This window comes from Granulicella sp. S190, from assembly GCF_009766095.1.
In the GTDB taxonomy this organism is placed as follows: Bacteria; Acidobacteriota; Terriglobia; order Terriglobales; family Acidobacteriaceae; genus Edaphobacter.
The window spans coordinates 241,626-267,379 of the sequence record NZ_LMUD01000002.1; the positions used below are offsets into that span (position 1 = coordinate 241,626).

Below are 25,754 nucleotides of genomic sequence, written 5' to 3' on the forward strand. Positions count from 1 at the left end.
GGGCCGGTTGCCGACGAGGGGAGAGAGGGCGCCGATGGCGATGCCCGGAAGGTCGGGGTTGAAGGCGGGCGTGACATTGTCGGAGGTGAAGGACTGCTCGACGAGAGAGGCGAGATAGGTGTAGCCGCCGCGAAGGAAGAGGTGGGCGAAGGGCCGGTACTGAAGCTCGGTTTCGAGACCCTGGGTGCGGTAGGCAAGAGAGTTCAGCGAGGCGTCGGGTAGTTGCAGGGCGAGCGCGGTGGGGAGGTTGAAGTACTGCTCGAGGCCGTTGGGGGCGAGACGCTCGAGCTGGTGACTGAACTGGTTGTGAAAGTAGCCGGCTTTGAGGATGAGCTTCTGGTTGAGGATGTTCTGGTCGACGGCGACGTCGAAGGTGCGGGAGCGCTCGGCGGTGACGGGGCGAATGTTGAAGGTGGAGATGGCAGACTGGTTGCCGGTCTGATCGAGCAGGGTGGTGAGGCTGGTGAACTGATCTTCGAGGGTTGGCTCCTGGACGCCGGTGGCGATGTTGGCGCGGAGGCTGGTGCCACGGAAGATGCGATGGCCGGGACGAACGGGGACGTAGGTGAGGCCGAGACGCGGGGTTCCGGCAGTGCCGTAGAGATGGTTGCGTTCGATGGCACCGCCGAAGGAGTAAAAGACGCGATGATGGAGGTCGCCCTGGAGCTGGAGCGTGTAGAGGAAGTTGGTGCGGCTGGCCTGTTGGTTGAAGCCGGTAGTGGGATTGTAGAGGCGGCCGCGCTCGTCTTCGTAGTGGAAGCTGAAGAGGAGGCCGATGCGATAGGGGAGGGTGTAGTCGGTCTGGTAGTAGAACTCGTCGCGGTTGTGGACGTTGTCGAGGGTTGGTGAGATAAAGGCAGCCTGGCCGGTGGCGGTGTAGCCGTTGGCTCCGCGGAGGGTAACAAGGTCGCCGTAGGCGATGGTGGGTACGGCGATGCCGTTGATGATGACGGTGGACTGGTCAAACTGCTGCTCCTGTTCGCGCTTGCGGGCGATACCGTAGCGGGCGAGGTTGTGCCAGTTCCCTGCCAGAACGTTTTCAACGGTGATGCCGGAGTAGAGATCCTGATCGGATTGTTTGCCTGAGGCGGAGATGCCGTAGATGTCATGCGCCTGAGGAAGCCCGGTGGCGGAGTCGGTGTTGCGGAGGGTGAAGCGGACGGTGGTATTAGTGAAGGGGCTATAGCCAATGTTCGCCACGCTGGTGGTGGTGTGGTACTCGTCGAGTGGGAGAGCGTTGGAGGTGTTGAAGCGACTGAAGGCGGCCTGATAGTCGAATTTTTTGAGTGTGCCGGAGAGGATGGCCTCGTTGCGATAGGTGTGGATATTTCCTGCGTCGCCGGTGTAATTAAGGGTGGGCCGAAGAAAGTTACTGCGAGCGGTGGAGAGGTTGACGATGGAGGCTTCGGCTCCGGTGCCGTAGAGGGCGCTGTTAGCTCCGCGATAGATCTCCAGGCCGTTGAGCGCGGTCGTGGAGATGGGGCTGAAGTCGAAGTTCCCGCCGATGTCGGTGGCGGGGATGCCGTCGATGAGGATCTTGTTGGTTTCGGGGCCGCTGCCACGAACATAAAGTGAAATGGGGCCGCCATACTGGCCGGTTTGCAGAACGTTTGTGCCTGGGGATTGGCGGAGGTCGTTGACGAGGTTGATCTGGGTTTCGAGAGACTGCTCGGGGATGAGAGTGATAGCGGCGGGGAGTTGCTCGAGGGGAGTGGCTCTGCCGGTTGCGGTGACTGCGAGTTGCGGGGTGACGGTGGAGTACTCCATGACGATGTTGCGCGTGACGACAGCGACACGGCCGCCGTAGAAGGTCTCGCCAATGCTTGGAGTGAAGGGTGAGGCAGAGGTGAGAAGGACAAAGCGGCCTGCGACGGAGCTGCGCAGCTCGAAGGTGCCGTCCATGAGGGAGAAGGTGAAGGCGGCGACGGTACGGCCCTGGATGAGCTGAATACGAGCGTTGCCGAGTGGAACGCCAAGTGGAGTGGTGACCTTGCCTCGGACCACCACGGCTCTGGCGGGAAGACTGAGGAAGAGCGGGGCGGCGAGGGCGAGGAGGAGGCTGATCGCGCTGCGGGGCGCCGGGGTGTGCATGCTTCGATTGTAAGTGCTACGGGATGAGGAGAAGCTTGCCGGTGGTTCGGCGGGATTCGAGGTCGCGGTGGGCTTGTGCCGCGTCGGCTAGTGGGTAGACGTACTCGATGCGGAGTTTGAGAGTGCCGTTCGCTATTGCGTCGAAGACTTGTTTGGCGCGATGTTCGAGGTCTGCGCGGGTGGCGATGTAGTCCTTGAGGGTAGGACGGGTGATGAAGAGCGAGCCCATAGTGGAGAGGCGGATGAGGTCGAAGGGTGGGACGGCTCCACTGGCTCCGCCGAAGAGAACCATGAGGCCACGAGGGCGCAGGCACTGGAGAGATTGCTCGAAGGTGGATTTTCCTACGGAGTCGTAGACGACGGGAAGGCCTTTGTTGCCGGTCAAGGATTTTACCTTCGCGGCGAAGTCCTCCTGGGTGTAGAAGATGATCTCGTCGGCACCGGCTGCGCGGGCGAGGGTGGCTTTTTCTTCGGTGGAGACGGTGGTGAAGACGCGGGCGCCGAGAGCTTTCGCCATCTGGATGAAGAGGAGGCCGGTGCCACCCGCGCCTGCGTGGATGAGAACCTCATCGCCCGGCTGAACGGGATAGGTGGAGTGGAGGAGATAGTGTGCGGTCATGCCCTGGAGGATGGCAGCTGCGGCCTGTTGAGTGGTGACGCCTTCGGGAATAGCTACGAGGCGGGCAGCGGGAGCTACGGCGAACTGGGCGTAAGTGCCAGGGATCAGGCACCAGGCTACGCGGTCGCCGGGTTTGAAGGTGGTGACGTCGGAAGCGACGGAGACAATGGTGCCGGCGGCTTCCTGGCCTAGCGTGTAGGGGAGTTTGGCGGGGTAGCGGCCTTCGCGGAAGTAGGTATCGATAAAGTTGATGCCGGAGGCTTCGATGCGGATGAGGGCTTCGCCGGTGCCGGGGGTTGGCGTGGGGAGATCGGTAAGGGTGAGGACGTCGGCACTGCCGGTGGTGAGGATTTGAATAGCCTGCATGGCGTCAGAGTACAACATGACCGGCGGACCTTGATTCGGCTGGAAGACCTCTCCGCGATTCTGAAGCGTGTTGTTTCGAATTCTCATCTAAAATTGAGATATTAGATTCGAGACGATGCCGTGGGTGCTCGTCGGGGCGTTGTAACCGAGTGTTGATTTTAGAGTCGAACCCTTAGAAGAGGATGTGAAGAAGATTATGTCTAGCCATCAGACTTTGCCACTTGCGATTTATTATGAACAGCCGAACTGGTTCAAGCCTTTGTTTGCAGAGCTGGATCGCCGCGGTGCGAACTACGTGAAGTTGAACGCGGTGGAGCATAGCTATGGGCCAGAGGATCGTTCGGAAGAGAAGTATGCGCTGGTATTGAACAAGATGAGCCCTTCGGCGTGGAATCGGGGTCATGGGGATCAGATCTTTTACACGCTTGGCTTTCTTGAGCATCTGGAGAGCCGCGGGGTTCGCGTGGTGAACGGCGTGAAGGCTTATCGGAGTGAACTGTCGAAGGCCGGGCAGCTTTCGATGCTGGATGCGCTGGGGTTGGGATATCCCAAGACACGTGTGATTCACAGGGCTTCGCAGGCAAGCGATGCGGCGGAGGGTTTGCGCTTCCCTGTTGTGGTGAAGCCGAATATTGGCGGCAGCGGCAGCGGTGTGGTGAAGTTTCATACGAAGGAGCACCTTGCGGAGGCTTCGGCTATGGAGAATGGCCTGACGCTCGGGATGGATTCGACCGGGCTGGTGCAGGAGTTTGTGCCGGCGCGCGGATCGTACATTGTTCGCGTTGAGGTGTTGAACGGCAGGTATTTGTACGCGATCAAGATACATATTACGGGTGAGACGTTTGATCTTTGCCCGGCGGATATCTGTAAGACACCGCTGGGGGTGGAGCTGGATCGTGCTGCCTGCCCGATCGACGCGCCAAAGAATGGTTTGACGGTGGAGTCATTTGATACTCCGCCTGAGGTGATTGAAGAGGTGGAGCGGCTGATGGCCGCAGCGGGGATCGAGCTGGGCGGTGTGGAGTTTATGGTGGACGATCGCGATGGCGTGAGGATGTACTACGACATCAATGCGCTGTCGAACTTTGTGGCGGATGGTCAGAAGGTGGTGGGGTTCGATCCGTTTGTAAAGCTGGCGGACTGGCTGGAGGCTGAGGCGAAGGCTGTCAACGAGCGTCGCGGTGCGGTGCAGGAACTCGCAGAGGTTGGACGGTGAGCGCGACGGCAAAGGCGGGGATGCGATACGGGTTCTGGCTGCCCGTTTTTGGGGGATGGCTGCGCAATGTTGATGACGAGAAGATGGCGGCGAGCTGGGAGTATGTGCGCGACCTGGCGAAGAGAGCCGAGACGATTGGCTATGACCTTACGCTGATCGCCGAGCTGAACCTGAACGACATCAAGGGCGTGGATGCTCCTTCTCTGGATGCGTGGTCGACGACGGCTGCGCTGGCTGCGGTGACGGAGAGGCTGGAGCTGATGGTGGCTGTGCGGCCTACGTTTCATAATCCGGCGCTGCTGGCGAAGCAGGCTGCTTCGATCGATCAGATGTCGCATGGGCGGTTGACGCTGAATGTGGTTTCGAGCTGGTGGAAGGATGAGGCAACGAAGTACGGAGTTCACTTCGATGAGCATGACGACCGCTATGCGAGGACGTCGGAGTGGCTCGATGTAGTGGATGGATGCTGGAAGACGCAGGGGTTTTCTTATAAAGGCAGCTACTACGACGTGCGGGAGAATGTGCTTTCGCCGAAGCCGGTGAGCAAGCCCCGGCCTACGCTTTATGCGGGTGGTGAGTCGGAGACAGCGAAGAATCTGATTGCCGCGAAGTGCGACGCGTACCTGATGCATGGCGATGCGCCCGAGGCAGTGGGTAAGAAGATTGCCGATATGCGGGAGCGGCGCGAGAGGCTCGGGCTTGGGCCGATGACCTTCGGCGTGGCTGGGTATGCGGTAGTACGGGACTCCGAGGCCGAGGCGCTGCGCGAGGTGGAACGGATTACGGATGTGAAGCAGTCGGCGCGTGGTTATGCGAACTATGAGCAGTGGGTGACGGGCTCGAATCTGCAGACGGAGATCTCGCTGAAAGACTACTCGGTGTCGAATCGCGGGTTGCGGTGCGGCTTTGTGGGGACGCCGGAGCAAGTCTCGGAGCGGATGGAGGAGTTTTCCGCTGTGGGGGTGGATCTGGTGCTGCTGCAGTCGAGTCCGCAGGCTGAAGAGATGGAGCGGTTTGGAGCTCAGGTGATTCGCAGCAAGACTGTCGCCGCGGTTTAGTTTTTCTTCTTTGAAAGGCATCCGTCTTGCGGCGGATGCTCTTTGCCTTGTGAGGGGTGTACCACTCAGGTTAATGCAGTGAGGACGAGAAGCGTTGGCGACGTCTTCTGGGAGAGTTATTCTTTGCCATGCTGCTTCGCTCCCTCCTGCTGACCTTCGTCTTTGTCTGCGGTCTTTTTGCGCAGGACAATCCTAAATGGACGACGAATCATGAGCCGTTTCGTGTGATCGGCAATGTGTACTACGTAGGCAGCAAAGATCTGGCATCCTATTTGATTACTACCCCGCAGGGACACATTTTAATCAACAGTAATCTTCCGAGCAGCGTTCCACAGATAAGGAAAAACATTGAGGCGCTTGGATTCAGATTCGGCGATGTAAAGATCTTGCTGATCAGCCATGCTCACCTTGACCATTGCTCCGGGAGCAAGCTGCTGAAGCAGCTGACCGGCGCAAAGTACATGGTGATGGATCGGGACGTGCCGGTGGTGGAGTCGGGCGGCAAGACCGACTTTCAATATGGAAGATCGTCGAAGAACTGGTATCCAGCCGTGAAGGTCGATCGGGTGTTACACGATGGAGATGAGGTGCGGCTGGGAGGTGTGGTGCTGGTTGCGCACCTAACGGCCGGTCATACGAAGGGCTGTACGACCTGGACGATGAAGGTGCAGGATGCCGGGAAGGTTTATAACGTGGTGATCGTTGGCGGTCCCAATGTTAATCCGGGATACAAACTGGAGAAGAGCGTGGTTTACCCAACGATGGCACGCGACTTTGAGACGACTTTTCGCACGCTGAACTCGTTGCCGTGCGATGTATTTCTCGGAGCGCACGGCGGCTTCTTTGACATGGATGAAAAATTCGGGAGACTGAAGGCTGGGGATCGGAGTGCCTTTCTCGATCCTGAGGGATACAAGGCCTACGTTTTGGATCGGCAGAAGGCGTTTCGGATGGAGCTGGCGAGGCAACAGAAGAGCCGGTCGTGAAGCAGAGGGGAGCTCACCTCAAGAAGCATAGAATTGACTAGATGTCCGGCGTGATTACCTTCCAGGAACAATGACAGGACAGAGATTAGCTGAGGGCCAAGAGTGAAGGAGTGGATGCAATTTCGAGTCCCGAGCGGAGCATGGTGCGGGCTTAGCTTCGTACTCATTTCAATTGTGATTGCAGGTTGCCACTCAGCGCATAGGGGCAGCGAAGGCAATCTTCTGCTGGGTCTTACGAAGGTTGCTCCTTCCAACACTGATTCAAACAGACTTGCCGAGGACGGCTCCGCTGCGATCACTGCGGAGTGCGGAAGACAGTCTTTCGAAGATGCTCGTAAGGCGTTGATCATAAGCGAAACCGAGTTGGAAGAGGACGTCTTTACGATGAAGGGCCGCAGCGCTTCGTCGGCTCCTATCGGGTTTGGATTAGATGACGCGCTGAGGCTTGAGGAGCTGCTGCAAAAGAGGTTGCAAGGGGTAGCGCAGACAGATAAGCCCACGCAGTGTGTTCAGAAGTTTGAGATATACCTCGAGACGCTAACCGATCCGATGGTGGAGAGGGACAGGCTTACGAAGCAGCAGGACAACTCTGCCTATAATGACGCTACGAAACAAGCGCAGGACGAGGTTAAGAAGGAGAAGGAGATAGAGGCGCTCGCACCGAAAAATTAGCCTCACGAATTTCTACCGATTCTGAGGCGCTATGGCAATTTGCCTCATGGTGTAGAAGCTGCAAACGCGATTCTCTTTGCGAATGACAGATAAAAAAAGCGAAAGCGACCTCTACGTCCATTGCGGCGTTGCTCTCAAAGAGATAGCCACTCTCAATTGCGAGGGTGGCTATCTCTTTGAGGCTATTGTCTTCAACTCAATGGCTCACGGCTTTACTGAATAAGACTCTCTTCAGAGCGCAGACGCAGAATGCGATCTACGGCGTAGGGTGCGCGATGAGAGGCGGTATGGAAGTGCCGCACCTGAAGCTCGCCCAGAAGTCCTATCCCCATCATCTGGATTCCGGCAAGGATGAGAACGCCGGCAATGATAAAGAGCGGTCCGTGAAGGTCCAACACATGCTGGCCGGTAACAATTTTGAGGATGAGAAACCACGCGGACATGCCGAATCCTGCAACTACGCCGAACGCGCCGATGGTTCCGAAGAAGTGCAGTGGGCGGGTCATATAGCGGAGCAGGAAGCGGATGGTGAGCAGATCGAAGAAGACGCGGAAGGTGCGGGAGATGCCGTAGTGGCTGGTGCCGAACTCGCGCGCCGGATTGGAGATTGGGATCTCGCAGATGCTGGCACCGTACCAGGAGGCCAGAGCGGGGATGAAGCGGTGCATCTCGCCATAGAGCGGGATGTTCTGTATGACCTCTCGGCGATAGGCCTTGAAGGTGGTGCCGAAGTCATGAATATTGACTCCACTTAAAACGGCCATAAGCCAGTTGGCCGCGCGCGAAGGGATGCGGCGGAGAATGAAGTTGTCGCCGCGGTGAGAGCGCCAGCCGCTGACCACGTCATAACCTTCCTCAAGCTTTGCCAAAAAGCCTGGGATCTCTTCAGGGTCGTGTTGGAGATCGCCGTCCATGGCGAGGATGAAGTCGCCCTGCGCATGATCGAAGCCGGCGGCAAGGGCAGAGGTTTGTCCGAAGTTGCGTCGCAGTTTGATGACCAGGACGCGACTATCCACGGCTGCGATCTCTTCGAGCAACCGATAGGTGCGGTCACGCGAGCCGTCATCGACGAACACCAGTTCAAAGGTATCGTTGACGTGCTCCATTACCGCTTTGAGGCGGTCGTAGAGAGTAGTGACATTCTCCTCTTCGTTATGGAAGGGAACGACAATTGAATATTTTGGCACGATTCTATAATACTCCCGCTGTTCTTCAAGTTGGATGATGATCGAGGGTGAAAAGATCTGAATCTGGAGTTTTTTTGGTTCGGAAAGAGGCCCGCATCGCGATGAGGCAGCCCTAGAGGTTAGAATCGGAGATTTACGACGAAGTCCATGCTCTGAGGCTTGCCCTGAAAATAGCCCGGGAGGAACTCCGCCTGTTGTACCGCCAATGTTGCCGCGTCGGCCAAAGTCGCATTTCCGAGTTCAACTTTTATATCGCCGACTTTGCCGTCCTCGAGAATATCGACGATCAGACGGACATGGCCATGTTCCCCATGACAGGCCTTCCCTGACCTGCAATCCGGAGCAAGGACGCTGATGAGCCTGGGCGGTACCATGAGAGGCCGACTTTGAGCGTGCAGAGTGATACACACTGGTGCCGCGAGAAGAAGCGCGAAGAAGGCCCAGACTGTACGCATGGCCTCATAGTCTCATGAGTAAAGCGCACCGGAACCAGCATTTTTCGCTTGCCAAAGAGACTCTTCGCTAAACGATGATCATCTTTACCTGTTTTCGCTGGAAGGCTTCGACCAGTTTCGGATCGACGCTGTCGTCGGTAATGATGGTGTGGAGATCGCTGGTAGAGCAGACTTTTGTCGAGGTAAAGATGCCGAGTTTGCTTGCATCTGCGACCGCAATAACCTGCCTGGCATGCTTGACCATCTCTCCCAGAATCAGCGCCTCTTCGGACTCGATGACGGTGAGGCCGTGCTCTGGATGAATACCGCAGGCGCCCATAAATACCTTGTCGAAGAAGAGCCGTTGCAGGGAGTCGAAGGCAGTTGCGCCGACCATGGAGAAGGCTCCCGGCCAACGAATGGAGCCGCCGGTGAGGGTTACGCGGGCGTTCGGGAGACTGGAGAACTCCATCCCGATGTTTACCGCGTTGGTGACGATGTGGATACCTTCGCGGTGACGCAGGCTGCGGGCGATCTGCGTGGTGGTGGTGCCGGGAGAGAGGGCGATGGTGTCGCCTTCGTTGACCATCTCCGCGGCTGCGATGGCGATGCGGCGTTTCTCATTGGCGAAACGCTCTTCACGAAGCGGAAAGGCGGCATCGAAGCGGAAAGGCTCGTAGGTCATCTTGCCGGCCAACTCGACGCTGCCGTGGGTGCGGTTTACCAATCCACGTTGAGCGAGTTTGATTAGATCGCGCCGAACGCTCGCCGGCGAGGCATCGATGGTGACCGCCAAATCCTCCACGCAGCTCTGGCCCTTTTGAAGGAGGAGATGAAGTATCTGATTCGCGCGATCCTGAGTCTTTTGAGCCATCTATCGTCCATTCTAACTACTCGGATGAATTGTTATAGGGTGAGCTTCGGTTCAGATTGCCTTGTCATTTTGAATAAATGAACTACTTTTCTTCACAATTATGAAAACTTTGATTGACAAATGGTTACATAGATTTCTATGCTCTAGCAACAATTTGATTTTTATAGATTCAAGACGCGCATGTTCGGCAGCCCGCCGTTGAACGCCGCAAAGATCCTAACCCCTCACATTCCCACTCTCTCGGAGCCGCGCAAAATGATAAAGGCAGCACAAAACATCAAGTTTCTCAAACGGCTCTCCGGGATTGTGATCGCCTTGACAGCGCTCGTCTGTGCGCCGTCTCTTACGGCACAGACCGTTACGGGTTCTATTACGGGTGTTATCACAGACTCCAGCGGCGCAGTCATTCCTGGAGCGAGTGTGGATGCACACAATACCGATACCGGCGTGAACTCGACCGTCGTGACCAACTCTGCAGGACTCTACAGAATTCAGTTTCTGCCGATCGGACGCTATGAGGTAACCGTGAGTGCAAAGGGGTTCGACAAGGAGCAGATCCCCGCATTTCAACTCGAGGTGCTGCAGACTGCCACCTTCAATGTGAAGCTGGCGGTGGGCGGAGCATCGACAACGGTGGATGTATCAGAAGCATCGCCGATTCTGAACACCGAAGACGCCACTCTTAGCGGTACATTTACTGCAAATACAATTCAGAACTTCCCACTGAACGGACTCGACTTTTCGGCGCTCACCCTTTACGTTCCTGGTTCGGTGAGTACGGTCGGTACCTCGGGTACTACGAGCATCGAGCGCAGTACTTCGTACACGGACTCAGTCAATTTGAACGGCAACCGTGCCCAGGCGAACAACTACACACTGGATGGCATCGATCTCAACGAGACCTTCAATAATCTGATCGCGTACAGTCCCGCACCGGAGTCTTTGCAAGAGGTTAAACTTCTCACTGCCAACTCTCCTGCAGACTATGGCAACGTTAATGGTGCAGGAGTGATCAGCGTTCTGAAGAGTGGAACGAACAGCTTTCATGGTTCTGCATATGGCTACCTTCAGGACTACCGGCTGAATGCAAACTCCTGGACGAACAAGCATGCCGATCCGATCGTACCTATTAATCCCTTCTCCCAGGCTCAGTTCGGTGGTACCTTTGGCGGTCCGATCAAGCGCGACAAACTCTTCTTCTTCGTCGACTACCTTGGTTCCCGCTATCACCAAGGAGGTACCTCTCAGGCGAGCGTATTTACCCAGGCCATGCGTAACGGAGATTTCTCAGCCCTTCTAACCGGTGCGAATCCGATACAACTCTACGATCCATTGAATGGTTATGCTCCTTATGTCGGCAATAAGGGCGTTCCGATCGTCAACCCAGTTGCCACTTATCTCTTCGCGCATCCTAATCTCTATCCATTGCCTAATGCGACGCCAAAGGACGGCATCGTGAGCGACGACCTGCAAGGTCCCTCTCGAACATTTAGAGCAAACAACCAAGGGGATATCAAGATCGAGTACACCCCTAGAGGCTCGGACAAATTTAGCGCGTTCTACTCCAAGTCGACCGCCTACGATGGATCTTCCTCGGTGCTCGCAATTACGTTTCCGAATGGAAGCATCTATCCTTCCCAGCTTGGCGGTCTTACCTGGGTTCACATCTTCTCCCCGTCGATCGTCAACTCGGCACGTATCGGCTTTACACGCATCAACTGGAGCCAGGGATTGCCAGTTGACGGGACGGGCGTATTCGGCACCAAAGGCGATTCAGTTGTAGGTATCACCTTTCCAAACCAGGCGTTTCAAGGCTTCACCTCTCAAAGCATCAGCGGCGGCTTGAGCGGCGTCGGTAACAATGCGCAAAACAACGGGAGCCTTACCGACAATACCTTCAGCTATATCGATAACGTCACGATGCAGCATGGTAAGAGTACCTTCAGCATCGGTGCGCAGGCACTTCGATACCAGAACAACTATCCCACCAGCAACAATAATGGCTATCTCGGATCGCTAACCTATTCGGGAGCCTTCACCAGCAACCCCGACCCCACCCTGTCTAATGCGCCCGGTTATGGCGGCGCGGATTTCCTATTGGATCGAGTGAGTGGCGCGACCGCGACTCTTGCCAGCGTCAACGTCGGACAGAGGCAATGGCGCGCTTCAGGATACTTCAACGATGACTACAAGGCGACGCCTCGACTCACTCTGAACGCCGGCTTACGGTACGAGTACGACCAACCCTGGGTGGAGTCTAACAACAAGACAGGTAACATCGATATCGCCACGGGTCAGGTTATCTACGCGAGCAAAATACCCGCAGGGGCACCGGTTGGTTCAGGCCTATGCAGTACGCGTGCGTGTTACCAGGCCAACTATAGTCAACTTATGCCACGCCTTGGCTTTGCCTATTCGGCGACCGATCGCTTTGTGATTCGCGGCGGCTACGGTGCGACAAGCTTCTTCGAGGGCAACTCTTCCAACCAGCGTCTTACCTCGATCACTCCTTTCATTCAAGCGGTCAGTGTCACTGTCGTTACGCCGACCGTAGGGAACCCAGGGACACCGCGAACCGCCGAGCAAGGATTTACCGGTGGGACTGTGAGCGCTGGTGGCACTTTCAACGTGTACCCGCAACATATTCAGCCGGCCTACGTACAGGAGTTCAACCTCACGACAGAGTTTGCTGTTACACACTCGCTGTCGCTGCAGGTTGGTTATGTCGGGGAGCTGGGTCAGCATATTGAAGACTACGGAAACATCAATCAGTACAAGGTGAACGGGGATCCTACTTCGGCGCCTTACTACAACAATCCGTTCATCGGTATCAATGCGATCGATCCCTCGGTGAGCATCGGCTCAAACAGCCTGCTTGTCACAGAGTCTCGGGCGACCTCGAACTACCAGGCGCTGCAGACTATTCTTCGTCAGCGTACGAGTCATGGGCTGGAGTTCACGGTGAACTATACCTACGGTAAGGCGCTCACCAACAGCGCAGGCAACTACTCTGTAAATACCTCCGGCGCGACCGGCGGAAGTCAGGGTGCCTTTCAGAACTACTACGACAGCGCCGCAGACTTCGGACCTGCTGCATACGATGTACGTCACAATCTGAGCGGCACGGGAGTCTATGCTTTGCCAGTTGGCCATGGCAAACAGTATCTCTCGGGATCGAATCGCTTGTTAGACGAGGTGGTTGGAGGCTGGAAGGTTTCGACCGCAGCCGTAGTGTATAGCGGCTTTCCAGAGACGATTATTGGTCCCGGAAACAACTCCAACAGCTTTGGTAACTCGCGGCCCAACCAGTATCGCGCGTTGAAGATCGTCAACCGCAGCGTCGATAATTGGTACGGCACCGATCCTTCAGCCGTTCCCTGCACCACTCCTGGAGTTGACAACGGTTTGTGTGCCTTCGGAGCACCAGCCTCCAACACCTTTGGCGACGCAAAGAATGGGAACACACGCGGTCCGCGTTACCTGAATGTAGACATGTCTGCCTTCAAGGACTTTGCCACCTTCCGCGAGCAGACCCTGGGCTTCCGATTCGATGCCTTCAATGCCTTCAACATTGCCAGCTATGGAAACCCTGATACCAATATCTCGGATACCAACTTTGGCAATATCTCAAACCAGGGCACGGCTAATGGAATCCAGCAGGCCGTTCGTTCGACCGAACGCAAGCTGCAGTTTTCGGCAAACTACCGGTTTTAGGCAGACTATGCCTGCACCAGTTGCAGTATTCTTATCAACGCAAGGGCAGGGCTTCGGCTCTGCCCTTGCCGTATATGAATACGGCAGCATAATTAAGTAGCGCATACGAAGGAGCAGGATTGGCGTTCTATCTGGCACTGGATGTGGGCGGCACGAAGACAGAGTATGTTCTGGCAGATGACAGCCGCGAGCTTGGGCGAGTCCGTGGAGGCACGATCAAGCGTATGCGTACCGACGCGCAGACCGCGACACAGAACCTTAATAAGGCTCTCTCAGAGCTGACGGCGCTGACTGGCGTCTCTATGAAGTCCATTACCCGCAGCTGTGTGGGTGCGGCGGGTGTCACTGTGGCGCTAGTCACTGATTGGATACGCGAAGCCTTTGCGGAGCGCGTCGGCGGCTCGCTCATTCTGGTTGGCGATGTAGAGATCGCGCTCGATGCCGCCTTCTTCGGCGGACCTGGAGTGCTGGTGATGGCTGGGACCGGATCAAATGTGGCCGGGCGCACCGTCACAGGCGAGTTGACGACTGCCGGCGGGTGGGGGCCTGCACTGGCGGATCAGGGCTCAGGCAGCCGAATCGGACACCAGGCTTTGCGCGATACTTTTTTTGCCATCGACGAAGACCGGATCACCACTCTGCTTCCGGCGATTCTTGAACTTTGGCAGCTGCACGATCTCGACTCGCTCATCGGATATGCGAATCAGATCCCTGCTCCGGACTTTACCCGTCTTGCGCCGCTGGTCGTGAAGTGTGCCGCGGAGGGAGATGGTGTTGCGCAGAACGTTCTTCACCGCGAGGCCGAGGAGTTGGCTCACCTTGCTCATCTTGTGATTAAGCGCCTGATGCGCAATGCCTCTGGACAGCGTCCGGACTGGACTCCGGATCTTGCGTTTACGGGCAGCATTCTCGAGCATGTCGCTCCCATACGCGATGGAATCGTTAGTGCTCTCCGGCACAATCACCCTTCGCTGAAGGTTTTGCCCGGCACCGTCGATCCTATTCTCGGTGCGTTGTGGCGCGCACGTATCGGAGAGTCTTCCGTTGCGAATTGATTCAGGAATAAGAGATAGAGGACCTATTGTGACACTGGCATCTCTCCGCAAGAACTTACTCCGCAGAACAATGCTTGCCGCGTGGATTGGTTGCATGGCCGCAGGCGTAGCGGCGCAGAGCTTTCCTGACATCAAGCCCGCACCGCAACAGACACAGTGGCAGGATCTTGAGTTCGGCGTCATTCTGCATTTTGGGACGAACACCTTCCTCAACCGTGAGTGGGGTGACGGCACGGCAAGTCCAAAGATCTTCAATCCGAAACAGTTCGATCCTGAGCAGTGGATGACGGCCATTCAGGCCTCGGGCGCGCGCTATGTTGTGCTTGTCGCAAAGCATCATGACGGCTTCTGTCTCTGGCCAACAGAACAGACCGACTACAGCATCAAGGAGAGCCCTTGGAAGGACGGTAAGGGCGACATGGTGGCCGAGGTAGCCGCAGCCGCGCGTCGTCATGGACTGAAGTTTGGCGTCTATCTCTCGCCATGGGATCGCCACGAGCCTAAGTACAAAGATCCTGTTGCTTATGACAAGTACTATCTGGCAGAGCTTGAAGAGTTAGCGACACGCTATGGCGACCTGGTTGAGTTCTGGCTCGATGGTGCAGGAAGCACAGGGAGAACCTACGATTTTCCAAAGATCATCGAGACTCTTCGTACCTATCAGCCCGACACTATGGTCTTCGCCGACATGGCTCTCTTCGAATACGGTGACATACGCTGGGCCGGGACGGAGTCCGGCAACATCACTTATGAGAACTGGAACGTTATCGACCGGCATGGCTACCTACGATGGAGGCCTGTGGAGGTGGACACGCCACTTCGTGATTTGCATTGGTTCTGGCACCCGAACGATGAGGCATCGCTGAAGAGTGTGAAGGATCTTGTCGACAGCTACGAGAACTCTGTTGGGCGCGGAGGCCAGTGGATGCTGGGAGTCGCGCCTGATGACCGGGGACTTCTTCCTGACTCGGATGTGAAGCGGCTGCGTGAGCTAGGCGAGACTCTCCACTCACGCTATGCCGAGAATCTGCTTCGCTCGCACCTGCCGATTGATGAGAACGCTGCAAACGCAGTCGACGGCGATGAGGCAACTTTCTGGAGCGCGCCCGCCGGATCAAACTCGTCGACGCTTGAGGTGCGGCTAGCTCATCCTGTCAGGTTTGATCACTCCCTGACGATGGAGTGGCTCAACGAGGGCCAGACAGTCCAGCGGTATCGCATCGAGGCGTGGCAGAAGGACGCATGGGTTCCCATTGTCAGCGGCTACGCGATCGGGCACAAAAAGATCGATCACTTCCCTGCTGTGACGGCACAGCGAATTCGTCTTCAAATACTTTCGAGTGTAGGGGCGGCACACATCCGTGAGTTCCAGGTTTTTGCTCCGTCGCCTGTTGCGAGTGGTCCATGAAGGACCGAAGTTTTGATTGCCGTCTATGTGGTTTTAATCATTCCATACAGAGCTCTTAGCATCGTGAAGTTCTGTTATTCTCAGAATCGTGATTATTTGAGCCTCAAATTTTCACTTTATGATTTTTTCTACACATCGATATAGGTTTGTTGGGCTGATCTTTCTGTGCAAACAAATTAAGTTGATTCCATTCAAGGATCGGAAAGCTTTCGTGGTGCGTGCGATCTAATGCGCAAGATTATCTTTGAACTCTGTGCGGAAAGTCTTCAGGCCTGCCTCGCGGCGCGCGAAGGAGGGGCCGACCGCATCGAACTTTGCACAGCCCTCAGCGAAGGCGGACTTACGCCCAGCCACGGTTTGATCCGCGCCGCAGTGAAGCGCAGTGGTCTCCCCGTTCATGTTCTGTTGCGGCCGAGGAGCGGAGACTTCCACTACACGGACGACGAGTTTGCCGTGATGTGCGAGGATCTCATCCACGCGCGGAGCCTTGGAGCCAGCGGTTTTGTTGTGGGTATTCTTCACATCGACGGAACGGTCGACATGGAACGCACCAGCGAGCTCGTAAAGCTAGCGGCTCCCCTCGAGGTCACCTTCCATCGTGCGTTCGACTACACCGCGTCGCTAGAGCAGGCGCTTGAAGATGTGATTGCGAGCGGTTGCAGACGCGTTCTCACCTCGGGAGGCGAACCTGATGTGTTGGCGGGGGCAGATAGACTGATGCGGCTGGTAGAACTCGCTGGGGGAAGAATCGATGTTGCTGCCGGCGGCGGTCTACGTATCAAAGACGCGACGGCTTTGGCTCGCGCCACCCGCGCCAGCCACTTTCATGGTTCTGTGCGTCGAAGCGAAGCCAGCAAGATGCAGCGTGATCGTCACTGGGTGTTAGAAGATGCAGATTCACTAGATGGCACATCTCGCTTCGTGGTGGACTCCGACGATGTGCGTACGATGATTGAAAACCTGCGGAGCGCTTGAGATTAAATCTAAGTACGAGGGAGTTAGTCACTCGCAGTTTAAAGGAGCAATCCTAGAACTTATTTTATTGGAGGAAGGCCGCCGAGATAATAGACGCTCAAGTTAGGGGCGTGCGCCACCATTTGCATCAGAACCGGGTTCCGGAAACGTTGGAGATATGGTGGCGCCCATCCGATCTGATCGCCGCTTGGACGTCCGGGAACTTCCTGTTTCACACCGGTAGCCTTCTCGAAGGGTGTGGGGTCCTGGAGACCAGAGATGCACAGGTTCACCAATCGGTGAAGAGATCCATTTCCATGAGCGTACAAGTCAAGCCCGTTCGATTCTCCAAACTCTGCAAGAAGAACGAGGGGAGCAAGTGCATAGAGGTGATAATGCAACGCCTTACTGCCACGCGCCATTTCGAGGGGGAGAGTTCCATCCGGTTTTATCTGATTGATTCCGTCTTCGTAGACCTTTATCCCCCACTCGAAGTCGCTTCGTGCGTTTGCGGCTATTCCGATCGCTGCCACTTCAACGCCTGCCCAGTACAGATGATTGTTCAGGCCATCGCCGTGACCTGCCGTTCGATGCACATCATAATATCTCTTGGTCTGTTCCGCTACGTTGAGCAGCCACCGGCGAATGGATGCATTCTCCTCCGGTGTGCTTGTGCCGGAGTCGCGAACCTTTAGATAAGCGATCGCGATAGCACCAACGACCCACCCCTGCACGTAATATGCCTGGTTCGACGACATGCTGCCGGCAAGCGCGCCGTCGCGTGCCAAAGTATTCATTCTTTCGACCGCACATTGAGCGGCCTGGAGGACGCCCGAGGTGCGGTAATCATCTGCTGCTCTCACGATTGTCAGCCCGGCTGACTTTACGGCATCGCTCGATCTTCGGTACGCCTCCATACGAATCGGATCGATGATGGAGTGAGTGGGGTCATCCAGTTTGTAAAATCCGTCGGTGACCAAGCCGGGAGCAATATGCGGAATTGCCGGGCACGAATAGGAACCTGTGACCGTCTTGATCGGATGTCCATCCCAAGGGGAGCGCAAAGAGGTTATCTGCGACGCAACGCAACCAGGAGCTGCTACGAGAGAAAGTGTTAGAAGGGCGCACAAACGAAGTTTCATCTCTTGACCTACAACAATCCCATGCTGTGCGACTTTGTTCATTTTGTTGTTTCTATATATCGTTGGCGGCGTTCTTATAGAGTTTCCCCTAACTTGGAGGGGCCGATGGGACTATGGCCTCTCCAAGTTTCGGGTTGTGTTGTGTAAGGGGATTAGAAAGAAAAGCGTCCAGACACCTGCATCGTCCGGTTGGGCTGCGTGCCCGTAATCTTTCCGAATCCAGAGGAAGTGGCGAAAGTTGCTGCCGTGCCAACCTCAGTGACGGTAAGCGAACCACTAGGTGCCGTGAAGTTGGTATGGTTTATAACGTTGAATGCATCGACGCGAAACTGAAACTTGAGACGCTCGACCAGCTTGAAGTCCTTCGCGACAGAAGCATCGAAGTCTACCTCGCCCGGTTCCCGATTCGAATCCCTTGAGACATTTCCGAAGCCGGTTGTCACGATCTGTTGTCGAACCCCGCCGATCGTGTTGTAGACCGGTCCGGACGGCGTTAGAGGGAAATCGGGATCGGTCGCGGAGTCGTAATATTGCAGCGCCGCACCGTTTTTCGTGGGATGAGATAGCTTCAGGAGTTGGGGATTTCCATTAGGACGTTGCGATGAACCGGGAATCTCATTGGTTTGAGTGATGTTGATCGGAAGCCCCGTGTGTCCGACGAAGACTGGCGAGATATGCCAGTCGCGCAGCCACCAAGGACCAGGTGTGGTGTAGACAACAGCGATGTTCAACACGTGCTTGACGTCGATGTTACTGACGGTAAAGTCATGCGTGAAGTTTGGGCCGGCGACAGGATATTGCGAGTTCGCCGTACCGTTCGGAGCTGAAAAGTTGTAGATGGTGCTGCCATCATCCTCGCTCTTCGCATAGGTGTAGTTGGAGAGCAGAGCGAGCCGTCTATCAAACTGGCGGCGAACCGTTACCTGCAGCCCGTTGTAGTTGGAACTTCCAATGTTGCTGTTCACCTGGAATGCTTTTAGGTTTGGGAACGGCTGGGCGTTTTGTGTCGCAACGCTGGTGTTGGTGAGTGTTACAGCCGGCACCTGGGAGAGTGGAACCTGATTCTCGTTAATGTTGTACGAGAGGTGGAGGGCATGGTTTCCAATGTAGTTGACCTCAAGAGTCAGCGCCAAGGGAAGCCGACGCTCGAAGCCCACATTCCACTGTTGAACCAGAGGCATGCGGCTCTGATTATCAAATGAAACCGCAACGCTGTAAGGGTTGGTTGCCGAGCTGTTTACCAGAGCAGCAGCGGGATTCTGCAGGTTTGGCGGCGGCGCAAGCGGGATTCCCTGAGAGAGAGAAAACGGTTGAGCGACTGCCGTTCCAAGATTGTTGTAACTGATGGTGTTGTCAAACCCTGGATAAGCAAGTTGACCACCGAGATTTTGGAAGATCGTCCCATAAAACGTACCGAATGCCGCACGAAGAACGGTTTTATCATTGATACTGTAAGCCAAGCCGATACGTGGCGAGAGATCCGCTTTTGGCGTACTTACGTTCAAAGAACGCGAGACGCCGTCGTGGCCCGCAGCCAACAGAAGTCCTGTAGTGGGATCGATTCGACTGTAGATGTCGGTCGCAATCGTCAGCGCCGACTCGTACTCGTAGCGCACTCCCAGGTTAAGGGTTAGCTTGGGCGTTGCTCTCCAATCGTCCTGTAGAAAGATTCCGAGGTTATAGTTTCGTCTGCCGGTCGGCGGCTGAGGTTGTTCGTACTGAGCAGTCTTGACCTGGCCTAAAAGTAGATCGGCGATTTCTGTATTTGGGTTGCCCGATGCTCCATGATTTGTGATGGAACCATCGAACTGGAAGAGCCCTTCTGGATTAGTGGCGGGATTGAACGAATTGAATTCGTTCTTGCGAAGCGATGCACCCACTTTGAAAGTGTGAGGACCGGCAGTTTTGGTAATTGTCCCGAAAGGGGTGTAGGTGTTGGTGATATTTACTTGGCTTGTGTTTGTGTCCGCACCGATGTTGCTGAACCCGAAACTATTACTGGCATTGTCCTGGGCGGTGGTGCTGGCTGAGATCTGCGGTGTCTGGTCCAAGGGCAGAGACCCAATGCCGAGAGTCGTCGTCGCGTTTTGTCCGGTTCCAGGAGGATTGCGGAGAACAACGTTTCGAAAGAATCCCATGTTCAGGTCCATCACAAGGGTCGGAGTCCATGTGCGAGTGTAGTCGACCGATGGGAGCCATGCAGTGGTGCAACTGCAATCGTAGTTCGTATTTAGAAGCGGGCTGTTGTAACTGACGTATTGCGGCGATGTGTTGGTATAACGATAGACGTTGAAGCTGAGCCTGTCTTTTTGGGTCAAAGCTTCATCAACTCGAACCACTATCTTCTGCGTATGGGACGTCAAATTTTGAAGTGATGTCCAGTTGCCTGTGTAGCGGTTGTTGACTGCGTCATAGGTTCCTACTGTATTCGGCAGAGGCAGTAAGGCGAGAATTTTGGCTGCTGCTGGATCGATCCCTGCGACCTGGTTGCCAGCAAAAGCTGGCGAAGACTTTCCTGTGGGTTGATAGATTGCTTGCGGAGTTCGAGGCTTTCCGTTTGCATCCAGAGGAGCAGAGGCATTCGAGAAGTCGCCTGTACGCTGTGCGGCAGTTGGCACGGTCTCTGTCACGAGCGTTGAGTTTGGAGAGATGGTGCGATCGTAGTTGACGAAGAAGAAGGTTTTGTCATGGCCGTTGTAGAGATGAGGAATTCTGACTGGCCCGCCGATGGAGCCGCCCTCCTGGAAGAATCTGTCCCGATTGCGCGGGGTGACTGCTCCGGTGACAGCGTTGATGGTGTCCTTATGAAAGTACTGGTTGGCATCGAGTGCCTCGTTGCGAAGCAGAAAGTATGCGTTTCCGTGATAGGTGTTTGTGCCTGAGATGGTATTTACTGAAATTACAGCGCCCGAGGTGCGACCGTACTCTGCCGGCGCGTTCGTGGTGATGACGCGGAATTGGTCGACCCCGTCCGGTGACGGTAGCGTGGCTGGGGTTCCAGTGGAAGCCACAATTGTTGAAACTCCGTTCAATAGAACTTCGGTGTTCAAGGTGCGACTGCCATTGATCGAGAGCTGAGACGTTGATGGCTGGTCCCCGGCACCGCCATGTGCTACGCCGGGAATAAATGCCAGAAGGTTTTCAGTGGCGCGCTGTTGCAGGGGAATGTTCTGGATATCTTCCGGAGAGATGAGCGTCGAGACGTCCGAAGTGCTGCGGTCAAGCTCTTCACCTTTTGAGGAGACAGTAACGGTTTCGCTATTTTCACCGATCTGCATCGAGACGTTCACAGAGGTGACCTGGGCAACGGTTGCAGCAAGGTTGTCAATGACCGTCTGCTTCAGGCCCGCGGCTGTAACGGTAATCTTATAGACGCCAGGAATCACCTGAGGCGCCACAAAGGTTCCGGCTGAGTCGCTCTTACCATTGAAGACGGTGAGGCCGGTGTCACGATTGACGATGTTCACCTGTGCATCAGGAATAAGAGCCCCTGATGGATCGAGAACCTGACCACGAATGGTCGCATTGGTGTTCTGCGCATGCGCCGCGCTTCCCAAGACGAAAATAGCCAGCGTTATCGTACAGATTGCTATCCGCGATAGTTCGGCTAGCGTTTTTGAGATGCGAACGGCCTTAAGCACTTTAAGGGATGCCGCTTGCACAGCTTGGTAGTTCTTCACAGAAATGCCTCCGATTACTGAATCAATTAGTTACTGCAGTTTTCTGTAGGTCTTTAAACTCTTACGAGGATGGTGAGCTACAAGCCGTGAGCAGATGGCTATAAAACACCGACGAGGCACGTGTCATTCGGTTTTTCGTGTCATTCACGGATTGGGCTCAAGGCATTTCCTCTTGATTTAATCCGCAGTTAGGACAAAAAGGAACTTTTCATAACGACGAACATGAAAACCTTTTGCTCATACTTCTGTCAAGCGTTTGTTTATTGAACTTTTGGCGTTCCAGATGAGAAATAAATTACGGAAGAAGATTCGTCTCCGTCTGGAGTATGCGTGTGAAGAACATCCTAGAGACGCTGAAGATGAACTGTCCTGTTCCGTTAGCGCTTTCGTAATTTTCCGTGCACCTTGTTCATGCGTGCGACCTCGCTTCCAGCCAGGAGAAAACCCCCGACTCCATAGACGTAGCTCGAAGAGGCTCTGAAAGAGTCGGGTGCAGCTCCAATCGGCTGAATTGCGCCGAGCCTTCCGTTTGCATAGATGTGGCTCACCATCCCGGCCCACGAGCGTGCAACCACAGGACGAAATACCTTTGCATCTAAAATGCCTTGATTGATCCCCCACGCCATGGCATAGGTATAAAACGCTGACCCGGAGACCTCGGACTCGGAGTAGGCATCGGGATCAAGAAGCCCAGTCTTCCATAGACCATCGGCAGTCTGAAGCTGCGCAATACGCGTGGCCATTTGGTTGAATTGAGTCAAGTATCTGTCGCGTGTGGGATAGTTCGCCGGCATGAACTCGAGCACGTTGACCATACCTGCAACAACCCATCCATTGCCTCGGGCCCAGAACAGAGGCTTACCGTTCTTCTCCTTCTGAGTGAGATAGCGTGCATCGCGAAAAAACAAGCTTTCCTGCTCGGAATACAGCAACTTTGTGGTGCTTGCCCAGTTGCGGTCCAGCGCATCGAGGTAGCTGCGGTCACCTGTAATCGCATACATACGCGCGAGCACCGGAGGCGCCATAAACAATGCGTCGCACCACCACCAAACAGGCTTCGCGGGATCTACTGATTTTGCCTTCAGGCGATCCATCACTTCCCTAGTCGAAGCCATCCGTCGAGGTTCAGGTTTGAGTCGATATAAATCGAGATACGCCTGCCCCAGCGCCTGATCATCTGCATGTGGGAAACGATCGTTCAGAAGCTTCCAATCGAAGCCTTCACTTATCCTGGCAACAGCGTCGGAGTACTTTGGGTCGCCCGTCTCGTGCGAGGTGGCAAGAAGGCCATCGTAGAGCGCAGCATAGGTCCACTGCTGGTTGAACTTCGAAGCAGCTTCGGTCAACTGCCAGTCCGCGACCTTACGCATCGCCAACTCGACATCGTGGCGGTTCAACTTATTCGAAAGGCCCTTCGCGAGCGGGCCCGGATCTTCAGGCGAATCTCCACTCGCTTGCCGATCAACTGTCGGACCGGGGCTTTGTGCTGCCAGTGTTAAAGGCTCTATTGGAAGCAGAGTCGCGAACCACAGACTGCAAATTAGTGAGGAACGAAAGAAGAATCTCAAGGGTGCTCCATTCAGTAGGTTTATTCCTATCCATACGAGTGCTTTTGACAACCGACAGCACCCGCGAATATATCTCTAATGTGACTCAGTAGCATCTTCGAACAAAATCGGGTTTCTGCCCAGACAAATTTATGCGTGACATCTCCCGCCGCCTGTTCCTGAAAACATCACTCCCCGTTGCAGCGTCTGCGGCTGTTCCCGTCGCACCCGCATGGCTGCGCAGCTTCGCCGAGTCCGATACGCCTGCTACGATTCAGCGTCTCCGTGATGGGTGGGAGTACCTTCAGCAATCATTGGACGGACCATGGCAGGTCTGGCATAGTGCAGAGTTGGCCACCTGGAGTGCGGTCACCCTTCCTCATTGCTTCAATCACAACGATGCGTGCGATCCCGACGTTCCCGCTTATCGGGGGCCGGGCTGGTATCGAAGACATCTTGTTGTCGCTAACCCATATCCCGGTGGACGCACTTTGCTTCACTTCAGCGGTGCGGGTCAGACTACCGACGTTTACGTCGGTGAAGCTCACATTGCCCGGCATATTGGGGGGTACGACCAGTTTGTCATCGACATCACCGAACACGCAGCTCCTGCGCTATCCACTCCCCTGCTTCTCGCCATTCGCTGCGACAACGGCCGAGACTTAGACCGGATGCCGTCTGACCTGAGCGACTTCACCCTTTATGGTGGCCTGTATCGCCATATCGAGCTCGTTTACGTTCCTGCTGTATCCCTTGAGGCCATTCACATCCAGGTCCATCCGTCTTCACAAAGAGATTGGGCTAGCCTGGATATTACTGGCCGTCTGCATCACTCGCTAGCTACACCGCCAAACGCTACCGTATCGATTGAAATCCTCAAACCCGACGGGACTTCAGTGGCCCAGTTATCCACTAAGTGGCCAAATGCCCGTTCCACAGAGAACGGGTTCGATGGCGAACGTCACTTGGCCACCTTCAAACTGTCGAACCCGCTGCTGTGGTCGCCGTCCACTCCGAATCTCTATCGCTGTCGCGCTACCCTTTCGTTCAAAGACACGCAGCACGTGTTCACTGAACGATTTGGCGTGCGCTTCATCGATTTTCAGAAGAACGGTCCCTTCCTTGCCAACGGCGAGCGCCTGCTTCTGCGCGGCACTCACCGGCATGAGGATCATGCTGGCTGCGCCGCCGCCATGACAGATAGCGACATTCGTCAGGAGATGCAGCTGATCAAGGCCATGGGAGCCAACTTCATTCGGCTGGCCCACTATCAGCAATCTCAACTCGTGTTGGACCTTTGTGACGAACTCGGTCTATTCGTCTGGGAAGAGTTGCCCTGGTGCCGCGCTGGAATGGGTAACGATTCCTGGCAAGACATGGGTCGGCAGAAACTGTGCAACATGATCGATCAGCACTTCAATCACCCCTCTGTCATCTTTTGGGGATTAGGAAACGAAGACGACTGGCCTGGGGAATATCCGTCTATTGATCAGGACGCGATCCGCTCTTACATGAAGCAGCTGAACGATCTCGCCCACCGTTTGGATCCTAGCCGCTACACTTCTTACCGCCGTTGCGACTTCGCACGTGACATTCCCGACGTTTACAGTCCGTCGATATGGGCTGGCTGGTACGGTGGACTCTACACCGAATACGAGCATTCCCTCGAAGTACAGCGCAAGCGAGTCGAGCGATTACTCCACATCGAATGGGGTGCAGACAGTCACGCCCGCCGTCACTCCGAAGATCCTGACCGTGCTGTTGGCTCTGTTCGCTCTACAGCCAATACTGCCGAAAGTGGCCTTGCCTACCTGAACACCGGTGGCCAGGCTCGGGTATCCCGCGACGGCGACTGGTCGGAGACGTACGCCTGCAATCTCTTCGACTGGCACCTCAAAACTCAAGAGGCGTTGCCATGGCTCGCAGGCTCTGCGCAATGGATATTCAAGGACTTCACGACCCCTCTACGCGTCGAGAATCCTGTACCTCGCGTCAACCAAAAGGGTCTCGTCGAACGCGATCTCACTCCGAAGGAGTCCTACTACGTCTTCCAGTCCTATTGGAGCTCGGAGCCCATGGTCCATTTGTACGGGCACTCATGGCCGATCCGCTGGGGAAGACCCGGCGAGCTGAAGATGGTTAAGGTTTACTCCAACTGTCGTGAGGCCGAACTGTTCTTGAACGGGGTCTCCGTCGGCGTGCGACATAGGGATAGCCAGGATTTCCCCTGTGCCGGCCTGCGATGGATGACATCTTTCCGGGAAGGTTCAAACCAACTTCGGGTCATCGCAAATTCAGCTAACGACACCAAGGTTACAGACGAACTTAACTTCTTCTATCAAACTGATGTATGGCAAAACCCGGCGACACTTCTTCTGAAAGAAGTGTCGAGAAGAGATGGAATCGTTACTTGCAGAGCCACGCTGCATGACCAGAACGGCATCCTGTGCCTGGATGCACGACACCAGGTCAGATTCACACTCGCGGGAGCCGCACGCCTCATAGACAATCAGGGCACATCTTCAGGCTCTCGTGTCGTTGAGCTATACAACGGTCGCGCAGAGATTTCGATTCGCGATATCCGCGGGTCTATCAGCCTAGCGGTAAGTACACCGTTACTCCCAACCGCCATTTGCACCATTGAAGGCTGAGCTGTACCTGCTCGGAGAAACTCGATCAGTCCAACTGATCACGCCGGTGATCGGATTGCGATAGCAACTCTAGGGATGGTTGCCCTACACATGTACCTAC

At 55.5% G+C, this 25,754-nt stretch carries 17 protein-coding genes; 9 read left to right on the forward strand and 8 right to left on the reverse strand.

Annotated features, from left to right (window positions below; genetic code table 11):
- On the reverse strand, positions 1–2,091 hold a 2,091-nt coding region (locus GSQ94_RS00950), incomplete at its 3' end, for a TonB-dependent siderophore receptor (RefSeq protein ID WP_158941445.1).
- A gap of 16 nt (positions 2,092–2,107) precedes the next feature.
- Positions 2,108–3,163, reverse strand: a complete 1,056-nt coding sequence (locus tag GSQ94_RS00955; RefSeq protein ID WP_254063501.1) for a quinone oxidoreductase — start codon at positions 3,161–3,163, stop codon at positions 2,108–2,110.
- A gap of 109 nt (positions 3,164–3,272) precedes the next feature.
- Between GSQ94_RS00955 and GSQ94_RS00960 the strand changes: the two genes are divergently transcribed.
- From GSQ94_RS00960 to GSQ94_RS00975, 4 genes are all read left to right on the forward strand, one after another.
- Positions 3,273–4,292 (forward strand): RimK family alpha-L-glutamate ligase, encoded by a 1,020-nt coding sequence (locus tag GSQ94_RS00960; RefSeq protein WP_158941446.1) that lies wholly within the window; start codon positions 3,273–3,275, stop codon positions 4,290–4,292.
- Between the two features lie 20 nt (positions 4,293–4,312).
- Positions 4,313–5,350, forward strand: coding sequence for an LLM class flavin-dependent oxidoreductase (locus tag GSQ94_RS00965; protein ID WP_158941633.1), 1,038 nt, complete (start codon positions 4,313–4,315; stop codon positions 5,348–5,350).
- 128 nt (positions 5,351–5,478) lie between these two features.
- The gene (gene bla / locus GSQ94_RS00970) at positions 5,479–6,336 is read left to right on the forward strand and encodes a subclass B3 metallo-beta-lactamase (protein ID WP_158941447.1); all 858 of its coding nucleotides are present in this window, start codon (positions 5,479–5,481) and stop codon (positions 6,334–6,336) included.
- Positions 6,337–6,450: 114 nt separating this feature from the next.
- Positions 6,451–7,008: a hypothetical protein gene (locus GSQ94_RS00975; protein ID WP_158941448.1), complete on the forward strand. Its 558-nt coding sequence runs from the start codon at positions 6,451–6,453 to the stop codon at positions 7,006–7,008.
- 212 nt (positions 7,009–7,220) lie between these two features.
- Here GSQ94_RS00975 and GSQ94_RS00980 read toward each other — a convergent pair whose 3' ends face one another.
- The 3 genes from GSQ94_RS00980 to GSQ94_RS00990 all read right to left on the reverse strand — a co-directional run bounded on the left by GSQ94_RS00980 (position 7,221) and on the right by GSQ94_RS00990 (position 9,503).
- Positions 7,221–8,195, reverse strand: coding sequence for a glycosyltransferase family 2 protein (locus GSQ94_RS00980; RefSeq protein WP_158941449.1), 975 nt, complete (start codon positions 8,193–8,195; stop codon positions 7,221–7,223).
- A gap of 119 nt (positions 8,196–8,314) precedes the next feature.
- Positions 8,315–8,650 (reverse strand): energy transducer TonB, encoded by a 336-nt coding sequence (locus GSQ94_RS00985; RefSeq protein WP_158941450.1) that lies wholly within the window; start codon positions 8,648–8,650, stop codon positions 8,315–8,317.
- A gap of 67 nt (positions 8,651–8,717) precedes the next feature.
- Positions 8,718–9,503: a DeoR/GlpR family DNA-binding transcription regulator gene (locus tag GSQ94_RS00990; RefSeq protein ID WP_158941451.1), complete on the reverse strand. Its 786-nt coding sequence runs from the start codon at positions 9,501–9,503 to the stop codon at positions 8,718–8,720.
- A 255-nt stretch (positions 9,504–9,758) separates the two neighbouring features.
- Between GSQ94_RS00990 and GSQ94_RS00995 the strand changes: the two genes are divergently transcribed.
- The 4 genes from GSQ94_RS00995 to GSQ94_RS01010 all read left to right on the forward strand — a co-directional run bounded on the left by GSQ94_RS00995 (position 9,759) and on the right by GSQ94_RS01010 (position 16,655).
- Entirely contained in the window at positions 9,759–13,217 is a 3,459-nt protein-coding gene (locus GSQ94_RS00995; protein WP_158941452.1) for a carboxypeptidase-like regulatory domain-containing protein, read from the forward strand.
- 119 nt (positions 13,218–13,336) lie between these two features.
- The gene (locus tag GSQ94_RS01000) at positions 13,337–14,272 is read left to right on the forward strand and encodes an N-acetylglucosamine kinase (RefSeq protein WP_158941453.1); all 936 of its coding nucleotides are present in this window, start codon (positions 13,337–13,339) and stop codon (positions 14,270–14,272) included.
- A 94-nt stretch (positions 14,273–14,366) separates the two neighbouring features.
- Complete coding sequence (locus GSQ94_RS01005; RefSeq protein WP_254063503.1) at positions 14,367–15,680, forward strand: alpha-L-fucosidase; 1,314 nt, start codon at positions 14,367–14,369, stop codon at positions 15,678–15,680.
- A 228-nt stretch (positions 15,681–15,908) separates the two neighbouring features.
- The gene (locus GSQ94_RS01010) at positions 15,909–16,655 is read left to right on the forward strand and encodes a copper homeostasis protein CutC (protein WP_158941455.1); all 747 of its coding nucleotides are present in this window, start codon (positions 15,909–15,911) and stop codon (positions 16,653–16,655) included.
- Positions 16,656–16,714: 59 nt separating this feature from the next.
- On the opposite strand, the gene GSQ94_RS01015 is transcribed toward GSQ94_RS01010, so the two are convergent.
- From GSQ94_RS01015 to GSQ94_RS01025, 3 genes are all read right to left on the reverse strand, one after another.
- On the reverse strand, positions 16,715–17,818 hold the full coding sequence (locus GSQ94_RS01015) for an alginate lyase family protein (RefSeq protein WP_254063504.1): 1,104 nt from the start codon (positions 17,816–17,818) through the stop codon (positions 16,715–16,717).
- A gap of 110 nt (positions 17,819–17,928) precedes the next feature.
- Positions 17,929–21,456, reverse strand: coding sequence for a TonB-dependent receptor (locus tag GSQ94_RS01020; RefSeq protein WP_254063506.1), 3,528 nt, complete (start codon positions 21,454–21,456; stop codon positions 17,929–17,931).
- 377 nt (positions 21,457–21,833) lie between these two features.
- Positions 21,834–22,826, reverse strand: a complete 993-nt coding sequence (locus tag GSQ94_RS01025; RefSeq protein ID WP_254063507.1) for a glycoside hydrolase family 105 protein — start codon at positions 22,824–22,826, stop codon at positions 21,834–21,836.
- Between the two features lie 329 nt (positions 22,827–23,155).
- On the opposite strand from GSQ94_RS01025, the gene GSQ94_RS01030 reads away from it, so the two are divergent.
- Positions 23,156–25,654, forward strand: a complete 2,499-nt coding sequence (locus GSQ94_RS01030) for a glycoside hydrolase family 2 TIM barrel-domain containing protein (RefSeq protein ID WP_158941457.1) — start codon at positions 23,156–23,158, stop codon at positions 25,652–25,654.
- Positions 25,655–25,754: the final 100 nt, after the last annotated feature.

Bases quoted from the DNA above. Each gene is read 5' to 3' on its own strand.
- GSQ94_RS01010 (WP_158941455.1), top strand. From the start codon at position 15,909: ATGCGCAAGATTATCTTTGAACTCTGTGCGGAAAGTCTTCAGGCCTGC.
- GSQ94_RS00990 (WP_158941451.1), bottom strand. From the start codon at position 9,503: ATGGCTCAAAAGACTCAGGATCGCGCGAATCAGATACTTCATCTCCTC.
- GSQ94_RS00975 (WP_158941448.1), top strand. From the start codon at position 6,451: ATGCAATTTCGAGTCCCGAGCGGAGCATGGTGCGGGCTTAGCTTCGTA.
- GSQ94_RS01030 (WP_158941457.1), top strand. From the start codon at position 23,156: ATGCGTGACATCTCCCGCCGCCTGTTCCTGAAAACATCACTCCCCGTT.
- GSQ94_RS00965 (WP_158941633.1), top strand. From the start codon at position 4,313: ATGCGATACGGGTTCTGGCTGCCCGTTTTTGGGGGATGGCTGCGCAAT.
- GSQ94_RS01015 (WP_254063504.1), bottom strand. From the start codon at position 17,818: ATGAACAAAGTCGCACAGCATGGGATTGTTGTAGGTCAAGAGATGAAA.
- GSQ94_RS00995 (WP_158941452.1), top strand. From the start codon at position 9,759: ATGATAAAGGCAGCACAAAACATCAAGTTTCTCAAACGGCTCTCCGGG.
- GSQ94_RS00955 (WP_254063501.1), bottom strand. From the start codon at position 3,163: ATGAGAATTCGAAACAACACGCTTCAGAATCGCGGAGAGGTCTTCCAG.
- GSQ94_RS00985 (WP_158941450.1), bottom strand. From the start codon at position 8,650: ATGCGTACAGTCTGGGCCTTCTTCGCGCTTCTTCTCGCGGCACCAGTG.
- bla (WP_158941447.1), top strand. From the start codon at position 5,479: ATGCTGCTTCGCTCCCTCCTGCTGACCTTCGTCTTTGTCTGCGGTCTT.
- GSQ94_RS01025 (WP_254063507.1), bottom strand. From the start codon at position 22,826: ATGCGTAAGGTCGCGGACTGGCAGTTGACCGAAGCTGCTTCGAAGTTC.
- GSQ94_RS01005 (WP_254063503.1), top strand. From the start codon at position 14,367: ATGGCCGCAGGCGTAGCGGCGCAGAGCTTTCCTGACATCAAGCCCGCA.
- GSQ94_RS00960 (WP_158941446.1), top strand. From the start codon at position 3,273: ATGTCTAGCCATCAGACTTTGCCACTTGCGATTTATTATGAACAGCCG.